This window comes from Chitinophaga sp. 01L420 (assembly GCF_056399985.1).
This window is the reverse complement of record NZ_JBFTSK010000002.1, coordinates 127,342-147,738: the sequence shown is the minus strand read 5'-3', so window position 1 is coordinate 147,738 and position 20,397 is coordinate 127,342. Positions and strand designations below refer to the sequence as shown.

The following is a 20,397-nucleotide window of genomic DNA, read 5'->3' as shown; positions in this document are numbered from 1 at the left end:
ACGCACCCTGCTTCTTTTTTTCACTATAATTATATACACCACTATGTTAAAAAGTTATTTAAAAATTGCCTGGAGGAATTTGAAGAAGCAAAAAGTGTTTGCTGCCGTAAACATTGTGGGAATGAGTACTGCATTATGCGCTGCATTGCTGTTATCACTCACGGCTTACAGGGAGTGGACTTTCGATAACTTTCATGAAAACGGAAAGGATATCTACCAGCTATTGGGTAAAGAAAATACAGGTACTCAGGTGAAAACCAGTTCCAGTATGTCACAGCCACTGGCAGGAGCTATTAAAAAAGAAGTTCCTGGCGTAAAGTATACCACCTTTATAGCCAATGATAATTTGCCGGTAAGATATGGTGCTAACCATTATTATCTGGAAACCCAAATGGTGAACGCTGATTATTTAAAGATGTTCACCTTCCCTGTGCTGAAAGGGAATAAAGACAATGCCCTGCAGCAGCTGGATCAAATTGTGCTTACGGAAAAAGCAGCATCCACCTTGTTTAAAAATGAGGAACCGGTAGGGAAAACGATAGAGCTGGATCTGGGCGGCAAATGGCAACCTTTTATCGTAAGTACCGTCGTTGCCAATATTCCGGACAATTCAGGGTTGAAGTTCGCGCTCCTGATCCGTTTCGAAAATGAACCGGAATATGCCAAAACCAAAGGTGAATGGAATGCTTCTAATTTTCCCTTGTTTGTACAACTGGAACCGGGCGTAAAGCCTGCTTCTTTCGAAAAAAATATTGTTCCGCTTTTACACAAATACTACAAAGGTAAAATTGAGGACATGGAAAAGAATGTAGGTGCAACGGCTAAAAGCAAAGAAGTGTTCTGGATGGAAGCCCTGGCCCTGAAAGACTTTCATCTGAGCCCGAACGGCGCATTTAATAGTGGTCTGAACAAATTTTATCCCTGGCTGATGGTGATCCTGGCTACGCTGATCATTAGCATTGCCTGTATCAATTTTATTAACCTTTCTATTGCCCGGTCTTTTGGGCGCAGTGGAGAAATAGGGCTGAGAAAATCGCTGGGAGCGCAGGACAGACAGCTGTTACTGCAGTTTTGGGCAGAAGCATTCCTGCTATGCTGCTTTTCATTTTTGCTGAGTGTGTTCCTCATGATAACGATCCTGCCTTATTACAACCAGGTATTTGGTCATAACATTGCGTTGGGCATATTCCATAATTTAAACGTAGTAGCCGGTATCGTAGTTGGCTTTTTTGTCATCACGCTGCTGGCCGGAGGCTATCCTGCATGGAAAGTAGCCCGCCTCAATATCCTGGAAGTATTAAAAGGCAAGCTGGGATTGTCGAAAAGCAGTGGCGTACGCAACAGCCTGATTATCGTACAGTTTGTGGTGGCCGTAGCCCTGATCAGCTGCACTTCTATTATCTGGCAACAACTAAAATTCATACAGTCAGCCCCGTTAGGATACAATGCCACACAAGTCATCAGCATCCCATTGGATAATGCGCCGGCATCTGCTATTGCAGCCATGCGCGCCAGACTGGCTAACTTTCCGGAAGTAAAAAGTGTTACAGGCAGTATGCTTAATCTGGGATTAGGAAACGATGGCTCTTCCGGCAACTGGACCAGGGGCTTTAGTTATAAAGACGGGCATATTACAACGCAATGCCTGGTGGTGGACTATGACTATGCCACTACGCTGGATTTGAAGATGATAGCCGGTCGTGATTTTTCCCGCAACTACGGCACAGACAGTACAGCTGTTGTTATTAATGAAGGAATGGCCAAACAACTTGGGGTAGCCGACCCCGTGGGCCTGGAGTTTAAAATGGGAGATGATATGCCCGTACATGTGATCGGCGTAGTGAAAGATTATCACTATGAATCCCTGCGTAAGAAGATAGATCCATTGATAATGATCATGAATCAACCTTCTGCGCTCTACTATATTTTTGTAAAAGTAGAAACGCGTAATCCCATCGCCTCGTTGAAGAATATAGAAGCGGTGTGGAAGAATTTAAACCCGTTGGCAGAAAATGAGGCTTCTTTCCTGGATGAAAATACACAAAGGCTGTATCAGCAGGAGCAGCGGTTTTCAAAAATATTTATGACGGGGGCTATTCTTGCCGTCATTATTTCTGGTATGGGATTATTTGCCATAGCAGTATTGGTAATGGCACAACGGAGAAAGGAAGTAGGTATCCGCAAAGTATTAGGGGCTTCTATTGGAGGCATCGTATTACTGTTGTCCAAAGATTTTCTGCGCCTGGTACTGGTGGCTGTAGTGATTGCCACACCTGCCGCCTGGTATTTCATGCATCGCTGGTTGCAGAACTTTGAATTCCATGTAAACATAAATTGGTGGGTATTTGCAGTAGCCGGTCTGGTGGCGGTGTTGATCGCATTTTTAACTGTGAGTATGCAATCGGTGAAAGCTGCATTGGCTAACCCGGTAGATAGCCTGAAAAGAGATTAGTATTTTAAACAGCACTTGTATGTGGCGTAATTATTTAAAAACGGCAGTAAGGAATCTTGTTAAACGTAAGCTGTATTCGGTGATCAACATCACCGGTCTGGCAACAGGCATTGCCTGCTTTATACTGTTGGCGCTTTATCTGCAGAACGAATGGACATATGATCAATTCCACACGAATGCTGCGACATTATATCGCATTCGTACTGATTATGGTGAGAAAGATCAGCCGGTTATCCATACAGCGTATAACTTTAATGCGCTGGGAAATGTGGTAAAGGATTACCCGGAGGTAAAGCAGATGTCGAGGGTTTATCCATACGCCAGTACGGTAAAGTATGGTGATAAAGTGGCCAATGAACAACGATTTATATATGCCGATCCGGCATTTTTTCAGATGTTCTCTTTCCCACTAATCGCTGGTAACGCCACTTCAGTACTCAGTGGTCCCAATATGATCGTGTTATCGGTCTCCATGGCGAAGAAGTATTTTGGCACCACAGACATAGTCGGCAAAAACCTGAAAATAAACGATAAAACGGAGTACCAGATTACCGGCGTAGCAGAAGATGCTCCTGCCAATACACACCTGAAGTTTGATTTTGTGGCCAGCTATGCGTCTTTAGGACTAAAAGATAACTGGAATTCGCCGAACTATTTCACCTATGTACAGGTAGCCGGCAATGGGGGAGCAGAAGGGTTACATCGACGCCTTGGTGGCTTGATTAAGGATATGCTGAAAGAGGTGACCAGGAATGGCGCGACCCTTGATTTTGTGCCGGAACCAGTGACGGGTATTCACATGTATTCTATAGCGGGCGCCGCCACAGAAGCCAGTGGCGATGCCCGCTATAATACTATCCTGACCATAGTAGCCATCCTGTTGTTACTGATCGCCTGCATCAACTTTATGAACCTCGCTACTGCCCGGTCGGCCGACAGAGGCCGGGAAATTGGGGTGCGCAAGGCACTGGGAGCAGTACGCGGACAGGTATTCTGGCAGTTTATGGCAGAATCTACCCTGATCACCAGTTGTGCTATGGTGATAGGTGTTCTCCTGGCATTGATATTACTGCCTTCGTTTAATAATATGGCAGATGTCCGGCTTACGATGGGCCTGGCTAACGGATACCGCATCTACGTTTTATTGACCCTGGTGTTTTTATTGACCACTTTTTTGGCAGGTACTTATCCGGCTATATTATTATCCCGATTCCGGCCGGTACAGGTGTTGAAAGGAAGWATGACCTACGCCACAGGTGGTAATATCCGCAAAACATTAGTAGTGTTCCAGTTTGCAGCTTCAGTATTCTTTATTATCTGCACACTGGTAGTAGGTAATCAGCTGAATTATATTCAACATAAAAAACTAGGACTCGACAGAGGACATGTGTTGGTGTTGTCCGGCGACCATATTCGTCCACAGTTACTGGCAACACTTAAAAACCGGTTATTACAACAGCCGGATGTGCAGGAAGTAAGCGCATCTTATGATTCGCCCGTAGCTGTCGGCGGTGGCTATACCATTGGTAGACTGGAGGGTAAGCCGGCCGACTACAGCATGACGGTTACTGCTATCCCGGTAGAGAAAGATTATTTGCGTACCATGGGCATCCGGCTCATTGCGGGTGCCGATCTAACGGCTGCCAATGTGCTTGATGTACAGCGGCCGGATAGTGCCAGGGTGAATCACTTCTTTTTGAATGAAACCGGTGTGCGCCACCTGGGCTGGAAACCGGAAGAAGCCATCGGCAAAAGGATGGTCATGAATGGCCGCGTAGGCACCATTCAGGGCGTTATGCAGGATTTTCATTTTGCCTCTATGAAAAGCAAAATTGAGCCGATCATTGTTTTTCCAGAGTATGATTATTTCGGAGAAATATTGATTAAAACTTCCGGTAAAAATGACCCCAAAACGATTGCCGGCATAGGAAAGATCTGGGACGAATATGTGCCGGGAACACCATTTGAATACCACTTCATGGATGAAGATTTCAATAGTTTATACAAATCAGAATTCAGGACCAGTTCGATATTGACGACCTTTTCTACCGTGGTGATCCTGGTTTCCTGCCTGGGTTTACTGGGGCTGGCAGCTTTTACTGCAGAGCAGCGTACCCGGGAAGTAGGTATCCGTAAAATACTGGGCGCTTCTCCGGTTAACCTGGTAGCGTTGTTGTCTAAAGATTTTATTAAGCTCGTCCTCATCGCACTCTGTATGGCGGCTCCGTTGGCCTGGTATGCGATGCATAACTGGCTGGAAACATTCGCGTATCATACCCATCTGAGTATATGGATTTTCCTGTTGGCCGGTGCAATAGCGATTGTAATCGCCCTGCTGACAGTAAGTCTTCAATCGGTGAAAGCCGCATTAATGAACCCTGTCAAAAGTCTTAGATCCGAATAAATTTCCGCATCATGTTTAGAAATTATCTACTGGTATCATTAAGAAGTATCTGGCGCAATAAAGTGTTTTCCCTGATTAATATCCTGGGACTGGTAGTGGGCATTACTGCTGCACTGGTGGTGTATTTGCTGGTACATTATGAAAACAGTTTTGATAAATTTCAAAATGATGGTGATCGCATGTACCGCGTGGTGTCTAATATTCATTTTAGCGGCGACAGCGTAAAAAATTCCGGTGTAGCGGTACCAGTGGCAGCAGCCATGCGGGAAAACATACCGGCCGTGACTACTGCTGCACTCTATTTTGTAAATGATGTGACGGGGAGAATTACCGTAGCGGGCAAGGATTTTAAGAATAAGAGCTATGACATCATTTACGCAGATAAAAATTACTTTGACCTCGTTAATTATCAATGGCTGTACGGCACTCCGGAAACATCCCTGCGGGAACCTTTTACCGTTGTATTATCGGAAAGCCGGGTAAAGAAGTATTTCCCGGGCTTAACACCGGTGCAGGTTATTGGTAAGGACATCGTCTATGATGACAGCATTCACGCCACCGTTACCGGCGTAGTGGCTGATCTGAAGGGAAATACCGACCTTAGGTATAATGAGTTCATTGCTCTCTCCACGGCTTATACCGGGGGACTCAAAAATATTTTTATATCCGACAGCTGGAATAATACCAGCGCTACTACCCAGTTGCTGGTAAAACTGAAGAATGCATCAGACGCCAGCAGTGTGACAACCCAACTGGCCAAACTTAGTCAGCAACACAAAGAAGGCGATGAACCAGCGATATTACAATTACAACCGCTGAACGATATTCATTTTAACAGAGAGTATGGTGGATTTACCCGTATTGCCAGCAGATCGCAGTTATATGCCTTTGGAATGGTAGCAGTAGCACTACTGATGTTGGCGGGTATCAACTTTATTAATCTTACTACCGCCCAGGCAGCACGCCGTGCGCGGGAAACAGGCATCCGCAAATCAATGGGTAGCACCACCATGCAGTTGATGACGCAGTTTCTTAGTGAAACGTTTATCTTGACGCTGGTGGCAGGTTTGTTGTCTTTGCTGATAGCCCCTGGCATTTTGCTGGCCTTCAAATCATTTTTACCGGAAGAACTCTCCAGCGTAGCATTGTATACTGCACCGGTATTGCTTTTCCTGTGTGCATTATGCGTAGTCGTGTCATTGCTCGCGGGTATTTATCCGGCCCTGGTACTATCACAGTTTCAGCCGGTGGCCGTACTTAAATCACAGGTGAATGCAGTAGGGGGTAAAGTGTGGCTGCGTAAAACACTGACTATCTCCCAGTTTGTAGTAGCGCAGTTTTTTATTATAGCTACGCTGATAGTGAGTAAACAAATTCATTATTCCATTAATAAGGATCTGGGTTTCCGGAAAGATGCCATACTGGTGGCTAATACCCCCTTTTATGATGAGCAGGGTAACAAACGCCAGGCGCTGCAGGAAAAGATCGCAGCCATACCGGAAGTTGACCTGGTGAGCAGAGGAAATTATACGCCTATTTTTGGCGGTACGGTAACCACTACGCTCAATTATAATGACGGCAAAAAAGATATTGCCAGGAACATGGAAATGCGCTACGGCGATAGCAACTACACGCAGGTGTATCATTTGCAGCTATTAGCTGGCCGAAACCTGCGGACAACAGACACCATTTCAGAATGGCTGCTGAATGAAAAGGCAGTGGAAGCATTTGGCTTCAAACATCCACAGGATGTGATAGGCGTTATTATCAACGAACATCCTGTTGTAGGCGTAGTCAAAAACTTTAATTCCGGTAGTATGCGCAGTGCCATACCTCCAATGGCCATTGCCAGCTGGGCGGAAAAACAGCATCGTAACATGCATATTCTGCTGCGGGAACCGGGTGAAGGTGGTCTGGTATGGAAACATGCCATTGCTAAAATCGAAAAAGCCTGGAAAGAAGTATATCCCCGGGAGGAATTCAGTTATAAGTTCCTGGACAAAACAATAGAAGGGCTGTATCAAAGTGAGCAACGTACCGCCACCTTATTAAACTGGTGTGCAGGGCTGGCATTTTTTATCAGCGCCCTGGGATTATTGGGCCTGGTTATTTTTACCACCAACCAGCGTACCCGGGAAATAGGTATCCGCAAAGTATTGGGAGCTACGGCCTGGCAAATGATTACACTGCTTACTTCCGATTTTATGAAGCTGGTGGGTATTGCTTTCGTACTGGCCATCCCGTTATCCTGGTGGGCTATGCAGCACTGGCTGGCGTCCTATGCCTACCGTACCCCTGTAAGCTGGTGGGTATTCGGGATAGGAGGTGGGTTAATGGCCCTGTTGGCCCTGGCCACTATGAGTATAAAAATCGCCCGGGCGGCATGGAGCAACCCGGTAAATGCATTAAAATCTGAGTAAACGCGGGCAATTACTTTTAATTATATTGCTATGCCGATATGCAGCAACATCACAATTATCAAAAAAACAAATTAACCGATCATGATACAATTGCAGAAAATTTCCAGGCATTACCCGGTTGGATTCGGAAAAAATTACATCCTGAAAGATATTGACCTCACTATTAATGAAGGAGAGTTCGTATCTATCATGGGCCCTTCCGGTTCCGGGAAATCCACACTGCTGCACATTATGGGGCTGCTGGAAGAGCCTTCCGAAGGGCAATATCTGTTTGAAGGAGAGCGTGTAGACAAAATGAACGAAAAAAAACGTACCCAGCTGCATCGCGGCTCCATTGGGTTTGTGTTTCAGGCCTATCACCTGATAGACGAGCTGACCGTATACGAAAATATTGAAACCCCTTTACTGTATAAGAACATACCTACTTCGGAAAGAAAAAGCCGGGTAGCCGATGTGTTGGATCGTTTTAATATGGTGGCAAAAAAAGACCTGTTCCCTAACCAGCTATCTGGTGGACAACAACAGTTGGTAGGTATAGCCCGCGCTATTGTTGCAGAACCGCGCGTTATCCTGGCCGATGAGCCTACCGGTAACCTGCATTCTGACCAGGCGAAAGTTATCATGCAGTTGTTCAAACACCTAAACGAGCAGGATAAGATCACCATTATACAAGTAACCCATTCAGACGTGAATGCCACCTATGGTAACCGCGTTATTCAGATCCGCGATGGTCAAATACAACCGTAAGGCCGGTCACTTTTTAGAATTTTGTAAAAAAAAGATTATGTTGTACACTCAATTTATGAGGTATACTGCCATACCTGTTAAATTTTTGCCTTCTATCAAGAAAGGTGGAAAAGTATCATCACAATTATTATATTTTTGGTATGTTATGAGAATATCCCGAATAGCAGGAGTAATCCTGGTTTTATTGTTTGCTAACATATCATCCGCTGTAGCACAGGATACGTGGAGCTTGCAACGCTGTGTGGATTATGCCTTGCAAAATAACCTGACGGTTAAACAACAGGTGGTGCAGAAACGCCTCGCCGACCTGACTTTACAGCAAAGCCAGCTGCAAAGAATTCCTAATTTCAGAGCATCTACGGACGCGGGATATTCTGATGGTAGGCTTGCCGCTCTGGGAAACAACCAGTATGTTAATCAGTCTGTATTTACTGCCAATGGTAGTCTGAATATGGATGGTAATCTCTTTAGCTGGTTTTATTTGCAAAAAACGATTGCTGCTAACAGACTGGATGCCCATGCCAACAGCTTCCTGCTGGAAAAAGCAAGAAACGACCTGGCTTTTAATGTAGCTACCGCCTTTTTGCAGATACTACTCAATATTCAGACAGTTAACGTAAATGAAGAAAACGTAAGGCTGACTAATTCTAACCTGGACAATACCAAGAAACTGGTAATTGCCGGTTCCGTACCAGAAAGTAACCAGGCCGACCTGGAAGCCCAGCTGGCGCAGGACAGTACCAATCTGGTTACTGCGCAGAATAATGTCATCATTTCTATTCTCCAGATAAAAGCTTATCTGAACCTGGGATTTGAAATCCCGTTCAAACCAGAGGTGCCGGAAAATATTAGCAGTCTGCCCCTGGCACCATTGCAGGAAATGGCCCCGGAAATGGTATACAGCGCTGCTTTAACAAACTATCCGTTGGTTAAATCCGATCAGTTAAAGATCCAGAGCGCAACAAAGGCTTACCAGGCTGCTAAAGCACAATTATATCCGAGTCTGGGTATAGGAGGTAACCTGAACACCAACTATGCGAATAACTATTACGATCAGACTAATAAGCTGATACCATTTCGTCAGCAGATCGATAATACCTTCCGGAAGTATATAGGGGTAAATTTGAGTATCCCTATCTTCAATGGCTGGCAGCAGCGTACCACTGTTGCCAAAGCAAAAATGAATGTATACAGCCAGGAACTGACCCGTGATATTGACAATCAGAAGCTGAAACAGGATATTTATACCGCACATGCCAATGCTGTAGCAGCATTACAGAAATATAATGCATCATCCACCGGGGTAATGGCGGCACAAAAAGCGTATGATTTTGCCACCAAACGCTTTAACCTCGGATTAATGAATACCATTGATTACATCACCACCCAAAGTAAATTATTCAGGGCGCAGGTAGATAAGGTATCGGCCCAATACGATTACATATTTAAAATGAAATTGCTGGAATTCTACAGAGATCAGAAAATATCGCTGTAGTGATGCCGGGAAATTAAATTGCTTTATGAAGAAAAAGACACTTTATTGGCTCATAGGCATACTTTGTTCACTCGTTATTTTGCTCCTGGTACTGAAAGCGTCCGGGGTTATTGGTAAGGAAGAAGGGATTAAAGTTGCAGTAGACAAAGCTTCTAACAGAAACATTATAGAAGTAGTAACCGCCAGCGGGAAAATTTATCCTGAAATAGAAGTAAAAGTAAGCTCCGATGTATCCGGTGAAATCACTGACCTGCTTGTGCTGGAAGGCGATTCCGTAAAAAGAGGACAGGTACTGGCACGGATATACGCAGATATTTACGGATCTATGGTAGATAAGGCAGCGGCTTCTGTAAGTCAGCAACAAGCCCAGTTAGCCAATTCATCTGCAGCCCTCAACTCTTTTAAAGCCCGGTTGGCCCAGAACAAGGCAGCTTACGACCGTAACAAAGAATTACTTGGCCAGAAAGTGATCTCCAGATCAGAATTCGAAACAGCTGAAGCAACCTATCTCGCCTCCCTGGCAGATTATAACGCAGCAGTACAACAAATAAACGGGAATAGATTTGCCATCCAGAGCGCCAAAGCGGATCTGAATGAAGCCAATAAAAACCTGGGTCGTACCACCATCTCCGCACCAATGAGTGGTATCATTTCCTTACTATCTGTAAAGAAAGGGGAACGTGTAGTAGGTACCGCACAAATGACGGGTACTGAAATGCTCCGCATTGCAGATATGAATACCATGGAAGTACAGGTAGATGTAGGTGAAAACGATGTACCTAAAGTAAAATATGGCGACACTGCTATCATTGAAGTGGATGCCTATAATAACCGTCAGTTTAAAGGTATTGTAACGCAAATTGCCAGTTCCAGCAAAGGCGCTGCCACGGCGACTGCCAGCACCGCTTCTTCTGCAGAACAGGTAACCAGCTATATTGTACATATCCGCGTTCTGCCATCGAGCTATCAGGACCTGATTGACAAGGTGGGCAAAAGGACCTTTCCTTTCCGCCCGGGTATGAGCGCCAGCGTGGATATTCAAACCAGACACGTAAATGATGTACTCACCATTCCGATTAACGCGGTAACTACCCGTGATGCAGATACGACCAAGGGTCACGGAGATAAAAAGAAACCTGAACAGGACGATACTACTCCTGGTTCTTCTGCCAATACAAAGCCCGTTGTAAATGAAGTGGTGTTTATATTACAGAAAGATGGTACTGTGAAAATGGTTGCCGTGAAAACAGGAGTACAGGATGATGCCTGGATTCAAATCACTTCCGGTCTTAGTGCCGGCGACCAGGTTATCAGCGCACCATACACCGCCATCTCCCGTCTTTTGGAAAATGGTAAGAAAGTGAAGGTGGTGCCTAAAACAGACCTGTTTGAAGGACAGACAAAATAACTTTTAAGCAATTAGCCATTAGCTTTTAGCTTTTAGCAAAAAAATGCAGCAAAGACAAGGGTAAAGTAGAATAATAACTACCGCTCTTTCTCTGCTGCATTTTTTTGCTAAAAGCTAAAAGCTAATGGCTAACTGCTTTTTTAATTACATTGCGTAAAAATTTGCACTGTGAGCAAGAGCATTGGTATAATTGGCAGTGGCAGCTGGGCTACTGCCCTGGCAAAAATCCTGACAGACAACGGGCATCATATACATTGGTGGATCAGAAATGAAGATACGATTCGTCATATGCAGCAACGTCATCATAATAAACACTATCTCACTTCTGTATATTTCGATACCAGCCTGTTATCGCTCAGCAGCGATGTAAAGACGGTAGTAGCTGCTTGTGATGAGCTGGTGCTGGCGGTGCCTTCTGCTTTTCTGGAAGATGTACTAAGCCAGTTGCCATCGGATGCCCTGCAGAACAAGCACATTATTTCTGCTATTAAAGGCCTGGTACCCAGTAACAATGTGCTGATAGGAGAATACCTGGATGCACAATTCAATTTACCGGCCAGCCAGTACTTCACCATAACTGGTCCCTGTCATGCGGAGGAAGTAGCCAATGAAAAGCTCTCTTACCTCACTTTTTCAGGTACCCATGTTGCCACTGCGCAGGCTATTGCGGATAAGTTTACATGCAGTTATCTTCAAACTATTGTAAATACTGATGTAATAGGGGTGCAACTGGCGGCAGTACTTAAAAATATTTATGCGCTGGGTGCAGGTATTGCACACGGACAGGAATATGGTGATAACTTCATCAGCGTATTTATCACCAATTGCTTCCGGGAAATGCAGGACTTCCTGGAAAAGTATGAAGAACAGAAGGCTGCTGTGGCAGGAACGGAGCCGATGGTACATAATTACAGTGCCAGTGCTTATCTGGGTGATCTGTTGGTGACTTGCTATTCATTACATAGCCGTAACCGTACTTTCGGAAATATGATCGGAAAAGGATACAGCGTTAAGGCTGCACAGCTGGAGCTGAATATGATTGCAGAAGGGTATTATGCCAGCAAGTGTATGCACGAAATGAACAGGAATATTGGGGCTTATATGCCGGTAGCCCAGGCAGTATATGCTATTTTGTGGCAGCAGGTGCATCCTTCAGAAGCATTCCTGTCGCTGGAGAAGGGCTTTATATAAAGTTATTTCCCGCAAAATCAATACAGAAGTAAAATGGAATCTAGGGGAAAAAACTCCCATCATCTCCCTTCGATTCCATTCTGGTCATTGTTTATGGTTTTGCGGGAAAGTATATCCTAAAAATCATCGTAGTCCTCGTAGTTATCTTCCCCAATCTTCATAATAGCCCGCACATTTGGGAAGTATTGTTTAATCAGGGTAGCAATCCTGGTAAAAAGATATTCGCTTAACACCGGCCCTTCATAATATTCAATTTCATTTGTTTCGTCAGAGATGATATACTCTGTAATATTCCTGTCTATAATAGCCTGAAACCTCCTTTGCCGCGGTAACTTCCGCAAATTGATTTTGGTCGGTATTCCATCTACGTTGAATGTACATGCAATGTTGCGCATAACGACGATTTTGGGTTTAAATGAGAAAATGGAATGGTTAGTTGTGTTTCACATGGTAGCTTGGGTGGTCATACTTCAGCTAAATTAAGCTGATATGGACAAAGAACAATATTGACAGCCGATTTTGATTAAATATTGTCATTTGTGCCAGCTTATGCATCCCTGCCTGTGAAATACAATACAATTATAAATAATTATGTTTATAGAGACCGTTAATAGAATGTAAATACAGAAAATATAAATCTGTTCCGGTACTTGTGGATAGGGGGCAAATGGTGTGGAGATTATTCCACACTTTTTGCCGGACAAATCCGCTGCAACCCTTCAAGGCAGGCATTGGATTGATATTTGGAACATCCTACATCCTGCTCCAGGAATGAGGGGGGACTGGTTACTTGTTAACTGCGTTGCATAAAATTTTTACCATGAAGATTAGAACCTTGCTTTTTGTTACTTCTTATCCGCCACGCGAATGCGGCATTGCTACCTTCGCGCAGGACCTGGTAAATGCTATGAATAAGAATTTTGCCGGCAACCTGAACATTGAAATAGCTGCATTGGAAGAATCGGGAAAACCTGCCAACATCAAACAAACGCCTGTTACATACTCTGTTAATCCATTCGATATTGACAACTGTATTGATTTTGCCCAGAAAATAAATGAGAACGATAAAATAGACCTGGTTTGTTTTGAACACGAGTTTGGCTTGTATGGTGGTGAATACGGACATAACCTGTTAGCGATGCTTTCCTTACTGGATAAGCCTTTTGTAGTCCGCTTCCATACCGTATTACCTTACCCGGACCATAAATGCACCAAAGTAGTAAGTCTTATCAGCGCACTGGCCGCAAAAGTGATTGTGATGACCCGCTCATCCGCTGAATTACTGCGCGGCGTATACCACGTGCCTGCCGATAAAATTGTACACATACCACACGGTACACACGCGCACATCGTAGAAGATGTACCAGCACTGAAAAAACATTATAACCTGGAAGGAAAAATGGTACTCAGCACCTTTGGCCTGCTCAGCGAAAATAAAGGTATAGAAACCGCTATCAGAGCCATGAAAGATATTGTAAAGCAATATCCTGATGCGGTATATCTGGTACTGGGAAAAACACATCCGGTGATATTTTCCAGAGAAGGAGAGAAATACAGAAATTCACTGGAAGAACTGGTCACTGAACTGGGACTACAGCAGAATGTGAGATTTGTCAACTCCTATCTCTCGCTGAAAACATTACTCGATTATTTATCATTGACAGATATATACCTCTTTACGTCTAAAGACCCACATCAGGCGGTTAGCGGCACTTTCGTGTATGCGATGAGCGCAGGCTGCGCTATCATCTCTACCTCGTTTGTACAGGCTCGTGAGATGCTGGAAGACGGAGCTGGTTGTCTGATCGATTTCAATAACCCGGAACAACTCGCGGCAAGCGCCCTGTTATTACTGGGAAACCCTGCACTAAGACAGCAAATGAGCCAGTCGGCTATTGAAAAAACACGCAGTTCTATCTGGGAAAATGTAGCGATTGCCCACATGAGCGTGATCAGCGAAGCCTTGGTGGAAGATAAAATACTGCCTAATCTGCCGCCTCCATACCTCGATCATATCGATCGTATGACAGACGAATTTGGAATGCTGCAGTTTTCCAAGCATGATATACCCGATCCTGAATTCGGCTACACCCTGGATGATAACGCCCGCGCACTCATTGCCATGTGTATGTATAGCAATGAACTGAAGCCCAGCAGCTTTGTAAATTCATTATGCCGCAAATACATTGATTTTATAGGCTATTGCCAGAAACCTTCCGGCAAATTCCTCAACTATGTGGATATTGACGGCGACTTTTCTGCCATGAATGAAGAAGTAAACCTGGAAGATGCCAACGGCCGTGCAGTATGGGCTTTGGGGTACGTACTGTCTTCACACAGAAGTCTCCCGTTTGATGCCGTACAGGACTCATTATCACTCTTCAGACAGTGTTTTAACTGGATGGAGGTATTGCAATCACCAAGAGCCATCGCCTTTGCCATTAAAGGCCTGTACTACTTCTTAAAGTACAAACAAGGTGGAAGAGCAGCAGAGATCTTAAATATTCTGGCTGCAAAATTGTATAATAACTACAAAGACGAGGCAGATGAAAACTGGCATTGGTATGAATCTTACCTGACATACGGTAATGCAGTACTGCCCGAAGCCATGATGATGGCATATTATGTGACAGGGGTAGAAGTATATCGTAAAACAGCAGAAGATAGTCTGACGTTCCTTTGCAGCAAAACCTTTACCGATAGTCACATGAAGGTCATCAGCAATAAAACATGGTACCACAGGCATACCAACCAACAATCAGAAGATGGTGGAGAACAATCTATCGAAGTAGCTTATACGATGTTGGCAATGAACACGTTTTATAATATCACAAAGAATAAATCATATCTGGAGAAAATGCGTTTGGCATTTAGCTGGTATTTAGGTAATAATCACCTGAAACAGCTGGTGTATAATCCGCTAACTTACGGTTGCTACGACGGCCTGGAGAAAAATAATATAAACCAGAACCAGGGCGCTGAATCTACCGTGTGTTATCTGATTGCCAGACTTTTGATGGAACAATGGAATAAACATAAGTATGTTACAACGAAACAAAATAGCCTGGAGCCTGTCCGACTCGGCTTCAACTGATAGCACAATGAAATATCCCAGTATTCTTATAATTGACGATGAACCGGATATTTGCAGGTTATTGCAACTTACACTCGTACGCCATGGGTATACCGTAAAGTATGTACATGAGCTGGGAGAAGGTATGCAGGCCATCTTCAAACATCAACCGGACCTGCTTTTTCTCGATATCCATCTGCCAGATGGATCAGGACTGGAAGCATTGCCGGTGATAAAGGAGAAATGTCCGACTTTACCCGTCATCACCATCAGCGCGTATGACAATGCGATGGAGAAACAAACAGCACTGAAAGCAGGAGCGGCATTTTTTCTGGCTAAACCTTTCAGCGTAAAACATGTTGATGAACTAATAGACACAATTAAAAGCTAGGTGCCTCTTAGTTATATAATTAGTAATTTTAACTAAGCTTTTCTGTTGCCAATTACCACATATTAAAGAAGTATGAAAAATATTCTGATCATAGACGATGAAATTAATATCTGTACGCTCCTGAGTAAGTTTCTCGGGAAGCATGGATTTGATGTGGATACTACCATGACAGGTAGTGCCGCACTGAAAATGATGAAGGAGAAAACCTATGACCTGGTACTTTGTGATTACAGGCTGAAAGATACTGACGGCGCACAACTGCTACAAGATATCCGCCTGATCAATCCTGCCACTATTGTGATCATTATCACTGGTTATACGGATGTGAGAGTGGCTGTGGAAATGGTGAAAAATGGTGCATACGATTACCTCTCTAAACCACTATATCCGGATGAAATTCTGAGCCTGGTGCATAAAGCCTTTGCACATAAGGAATCCGAACAGGAAAGACAAGCGGTAAGACCAGTGGAATCTGGCAGTGAGCCGGAAGTGAGGGAAACATTATTATCCCGCAGTCAGAACGATAAAAACGACAAATACGTATATGGTGAAAGTGAAGGCGCCAAAGAATTAATCCGTCAGATTAAACTGGTGGCACCTACTGATTATAGTGTGATTATTTTTGGCGAAACCGGTACCGGTAAAGAATCCGTCGCCCATTTGATTCATCATCACAGCAAAAGAAATCAACAGCCGTTTGTGGCATTGGATTGTGGTAGTCTTTCGAAGGAACTGGCTGCCAGCGAACTGTTTGGTCATGAAAAAGGTTCCTTTACAGGCGCCATCAATACCAAAATAGGCGCCTTTGAACAGGCACAGGGAGGTACACTATTCCTGGATGAAATCTCCAATTTATCTTACGATATACAGGTGGCGTTGCTTCGCGTGCTGCAGGAAAAAGTAATACGCAGAGTAGGTAGTCTGAAAGAAATTCCGATCGATGTACGCATCATCGTAGCTTCCAATGAGAAGTTGTCTGAGTCTGTACAACGTGGCAAATTCAGAGAAGATCTGTTTCACCGCCTGAACGAATTCACTATCTATATTCCGCCGTTGAGAGAACGCCGCGATGACCTGCCTTTATTTACTACTGCTTTTGTAAATCAGGTAGAGAGAGAACTGGACAAATCCTGCGGAAAAATTTCTGCGGAAGTATGGGATTGCTTCAAACAATACAACTGGCCTGGTAATATCCGTGAGTTGAAAAATGTCATCAGAAGAGCATGTTTGCTGACACCGGAAATGGAAGACATTACCATGATCGCCCTGCCGCTGGAAATGAAAGAATCATTTTCACAGGCGCCCGAAGAAATCCATGTTTCAGGTGAACTGGCGATGTTATCCAACGATAATGACCTGAAGACAGTGGCCTTGCAGGCAGAGTATAATAAGATTATTAATGTGCTGAAAGAAGTAAAGTATAATAAAACAAAAGCAGCACAAGTACTGAATATAGATCGCAAAACACTTTATAATAAGTTGCGTTTGCTGAATATTAACTACTAAGAAAATTACGAATTAGGAATTACGAATTACGGATTTGTGGGTAGATATACGCGTTTACTATCTACCCACAAATCCGTAATTCGTAATTCCTAATTCGTAATTTCAATTATACTGGAAGCATAATTGGAAGTGCAATGGTAAATACGCTTCCCTTCCCGGTTTCACTATCTACATGTATCGTTCCTTTGTGATTTAAAAGTATGTTTTGTGTACTGGTTAACCCAAGACCAGTGCCTTTAGCCTTGCTGGTGTAGAACGGGTCAAACAACCTGGCCAGCTTCTCTTCCGGAATGCCCATTCCATTATCGCCAATCATTAACTTGGCTTTATCCTGACTACGTATACTCGTAATGGTTAGTATGCCTTTTCCTGGTATCATCGCTTCAATAGCATTGATGATGATATTAAGAAAAGCAATCACTACTTTCTCTTCATCGGCACTTACCATGATATCCGGAGACACCAGGTTTCTTTCTACCTTTATTTCATTCAGTTGCAGCCGGTCTTGCGCCAGCAGTAACGCCTTTTCTACCAGTTCGTTGATACCGTAATTATCTATATGCAATTCTATCATACGGGTGCTGTGCAGCAGTTCCGTAATTAACTGATTAATACGGGTGCAATTCCGTTCAATGATATCGGTATACAGGAGCGCATCTTCATTGGCCACCACATCTTCTTCTTCTTTAAACTGGCTAACAGCCAGTAGAATATTGGTGAGCGGATTTCTTACCTCATGAGCTATCACCCTGGCAATACGGCCGGTGATTACAAACTTTTCCTGGTGTTGTTTCTCCTGTTCTTCTCTTTTTTTATCTGTAATATCCTGTATCACACAAAGGAATATCTGTGCTGCTTCATCCAGTGTAACTGCATTGATAAGCACTACCAGTTTTTTATTCTCCGCGGTTTTAAATTCATATTCCCGGCTACCAGGCAATCCATTGTTATATATGTCAGCCAGGAAATTATCGCTTTGTTCTTTGGAGATGAAGAGGTCCCGCAGATGTAGTTGCAGTATTTGTTCTCTGTTGTAATGTAATGTCCGCAGTGCGGCAGGGTTGGCATCTATAATGTTGCTGTCTCCATCTGCCAGTATAATGAGATCATGTGCTTTTTCAAAGATGCCATAATACTTTTTCTCACTATCCTCAATGGTACGAAGGTGATTATATTCATCTACCGCATACCGGATAGATCTTTCCAGCAGGTCGGCGGTAATTTCTCCTTTTACGAGGTAATCATAGGCGCCGGCCAGCATGGCCTCCTGGTCAATATTATAATCGCCTTTACCGGTAAGCATAATTACCGGCAGCTGATTGGGCATTTGTTGTATGCGGTGCAGAATGTCGATACCGGTATTCGGCCCCAGGCGGTAGTCTACGAGGAATACATCATGTGTATTAGTTTCAAGTGCAGCGATACCTTTCTGGTAGGTAGATGCCCATTCCAGTATGTATTGTCCGGGTGAAATGTCGTGCAGCAATTCCGTTACGAGAAAGAAATCATCTTCGTCATCATCTATCATTAAAATGTGTATCGGGCGCTCGCTCATCGCTTAAGATTAGTAGTTTGGCAATAAAAGACAAGAATCACAGCAATAAAGATGCTAGGCTTTTAATTGTTTTCATGATCCTCTGTTTTGGGCTTTTGTTTCAGCGGTAATATGATCACAAAGGCGGCACCTTTATCAGGCTCGCCATAAGCCTGTATATAACCATTATGACTATCTACTATTTTTTTGCAGATAGCCAGGCCTATTCCTGTTCCTGAATATTCGCTGATGCCATGCAGTCGCTGAAAGATGAGGAAGATGCGCTCAGCATAGGCCTGTTCGAAACCGATCCCGTTGTCATCGAGACTGATACGGCAAAAAACCTCGTTTCCACGACTTTCCTTCGCTATGCTCAATTCCTTCCCTGTCAGGATCTGATGATGGATATTGATGTTCAGTGGCCGGTCGGGACTGGCAAATTTAATGGAGTTGGCCAGCAGGTTTTGAAAAAGTTGATGGAAAGAAGTATCACTGCCTTCAATAACAGGCAGCAGATCATATTTAACCTGTACATTTTTTTCTTCCAGCGTTACTTCGAGGTCACTGAGTACTTCCTGTAACAGCTTATTCATATTTACAGGTGTAATACTTTCGGGTGTAATACGGCCTGCCCTGGAAAAAATGAGCAGATCGTTGATGAGTACCCGCATCCGCGACACGGCTGATACCATGCGATCTATCAGTTGCGTGGCATCCGGGGGGAGTTGTTCCTTGTATTTCATTTGCAGCCGGTCGCTGAAAGTGGAAATTTTCCTTAGGGGCTCCTGCAGGTCATGTGAAGCCACGTAGGCAAACTGCTCCAGTTCCTGGTTGGTTTTGTTCAACAGAGAAATGTTTTGTTGCAGGTCCCGTTGATAGGACTTCATCCGGCTTTCGATATGCAGCTGTAGTTTGAATTCTCTTGTAAGGGTAATATAAGAGTAGATGCCGATTAAAATGGCTACCAGCGAGGAAATGAAGATCATGGGCACCCACATGACAGCAAAGAAATGAAACAGCTCCGATTTTTCCTGTACCAGGTTTTCTTCAATGCGGATCATGTCCCGTACTTTATTGTCGATGAGGTCCATTGACTTTTCCCCTTCTTTTACAGACAACGATTGCTTCAGCTGTGTATCGTTTTCTCCGCCTACTTTCAGTTGTTGATACTTGATTGCCAGCAATCGCCGGAGCGTATCCAGGTGCCGTTGTTGCACCGGGTTATCGGCGGTGATTTTTCTTAGCAGGAGGTATTCTTTTTCAATCCGGTTGCTGCGTTCCAGCATACTGGGGTCCAGAAAGGAGCTGTCTTTGGTAAGACCGTAACCACGGATGGCGGCTTCGGCCTCTTTCAGCTGACGGGTAATGACTTCCAGCCTTTTAGACACCTCTATTGCATGATTAAGTCTGCCCGCATTGTCCAGCAGGTTCTTGGCCACCAGGTAAGAGAACACCGAGGCGGCTACGATTACCGTGAATGCAATAAAAAATCCAAGTCGTATTTTCTTGTGTACTGAAAAATGCATCTGATTGTATGGGATGTTGAGAAAGCATTTCAAGTTACTATTTATGTATGAAATTTAAGATTAAAAAACAGCGTTTTTCCCGCAATGTGGTGCTGAGCAACATATTCCACAGAATGCCATTTAATTCTACAGGCCTTGCGGACCCTGCGGGATGAGAGCATGAGCAACTTTACCGCAGAGATAGAAGCACCTTGTAATGATTGTCAGTAGTGAGTTTTAGGGAGATGTATTATGCAGCGATAATGCCGGT

At 44.0% G+C, this 20,397-nt stretch carries 13 protein-coding genes; 10 read left to right on the top strand and 3 right to left on the bottom strand.

The window, feature by feature from the left end:
* Positions 1-79 precede the first annotated feature (79 nt).
* The 7 genes from AC1DP6_RS02320 (at position 80) to AC1DP6_RS02290 (ending at position 12,117) form a co-directional block, all read left to right on the top strand.
* Positions 80-2,452, top strand: coding sequence for an ABC transporter permease (locus AC1DP6_RS02320; RefSeq protein WP_477053400.1), 2,373 nt, complete (start codon positions 80-82; stop codon positions 2,450-2,452).
* Between the two features lie 19 nt (positions 2,453-2,471).
* Positions 2,472-4,856: an ABC transporter permease gene (locus tag AC1DP6_RS02315; protein WP_477053399.1), complete on the top strand. Its 2,385-nt coding sequence runs from the start codon at positions 2,472-2,474 to the stop codon at positions 4,854-4,856.
* Between the two features lie 11 nt (positions 4,857-4,867).
* A complete protein-coding gene (locus AC1DP6_RS02310) occupies positions 4,868-7,276 on the top strand; it encodes an ABC transporter permease (protein WP_477053398.1) in 2,409 nt (802 codons plus the stop codon).
* Between the two features lie 81 nt (positions 7,277-7,357).
* Positions 7,358-8,023, top strand: a complete 666-nt coding sequence (locus tag AC1DP6_RS02305; protein WP_477053397.1) for an ABC transporter ATP-binding protein — start codon at positions 7,358-7,360, stop codon at positions 8,021-8,023.
* A gap of 145 nt (positions 8,024-8,168) precedes the next feature.
* Positions 8,169-9,518 (top strand): TolC family protein, encoded by a 1,350-nt coding sequence (locus AC1DP6_RS02300; protein ID WP_477023646.1) that lies wholly within the window; start codon positions 8,169-8,171, stop codon positions 9,516-9,518.
* Positions 9,519-9,543: 25 nt separating this feature from the next.
* Entirely contained in the window at positions 9,544-10,926 is a 1,383-nt protein-coding gene (locus AC1DP6_RS02295) for an efflux RND transporter periplasmic adaptor subunit (RefSeq protein ID WP_477053396.1), read from the top strand.
* 168 nt (positions 10,927-11,094) lie between these two features.
* Complete coding sequence (locus tag AC1DP6_RS02290) at positions 11,095-12,117, top strand: NAD(P)H-dependent glycerol-3-phosphate dehydrogenase (protein WP_477053395.1); 1,023 nt, start codon at positions 11,095-11,097, stop codon at positions 12,115-12,117.
* Between the two features lie 116 nt (positions 12,118-12,233).
* On the opposite strand, the gene AC1DP6_RS02285 is transcribed toward AC1DP6_RS02290, so the two are convergent.
* A complete protein-coding gene (locus AC1DP6_RS02285) occupies positions 12,234-12,512 on the bottom strand; it encodes a hypothetical protein (RefSeq protein ID WP_441577711.1) in 279 nt (92 codons plus the stop codon).
* A 425-nt stretch (positions 12,513-12,937) separates the two neighbouring features.
* Between AC1DP6_RS02285 and AC1DP6_RS02280 the strand changes: the two genes are divergently transcribed.
* From AC1DP6_RS02280 to AC1DP6_RS02270, 3 genes are all read left to right on the top strand, one after another.
* Complete coding sequence (locus AC1DP6_RS02280; protein ID WP_477053394.1) at positions 12,938-15,211, top strand: glycosyltransferase; 2,274 nt, start codon at positions 12,938-12,940, stop codon at positions 15,209-15,211.
* 7 nt (positions 15,212-15,218) lie between these two features.
* Entirely contained in the window at positions 15,219-15,581 is a 363-nt protein-coding gene (locus tag AC1DP6_RS02275; RefSeq protein ID WP_441577713.1) for a response regulator, read from the top strand.
* Between the two features lie 72 nt (positions 15,582-15,653).
* On the top strand, positions 15,654-17,087 hold the full coding sequence (locus tag AC1DP6_RS02270) for a sigma-54-dependent transcriptional regulator (RefSeq protein ID WP_477053393.1): 1,434 nt from the start codon (positions 15,654-15,656) through the stop codon (positions 17,085-17,087).
* Positions 17,088-17,193: 106 nt separating this feature from the next.
* Here AC1DP6_RS02270 and AC1DP6_RS02265 read toward each other — a convergent pair whose 3' ends face one another.
* Positions 17,194-18,642: a two-component system sensor histidine kinase NtrB gene (locus AC1DP6_RS02265; protein WP_477053392.1), complete on the bottom strand. Its 1,449-nt coding sequence runs from the start codon at positions 18,640-18,642 to the stop codon at positions 17,194-17,196.
* Positions 18,643-18,704: 62 nt separating this feature from the next.
* Entirely contained in the window at positions 18,705-20,147 is a 1,443-nt protein-coding gene (locus tag AC1DP6_RS02260) for a sensor histidine kinase (RefSeq protein WP_477053391.1), read from the bottom strand.
* Between the last annotated feature and the right edge of the window lie 250 nt (positions 20,148-20,397).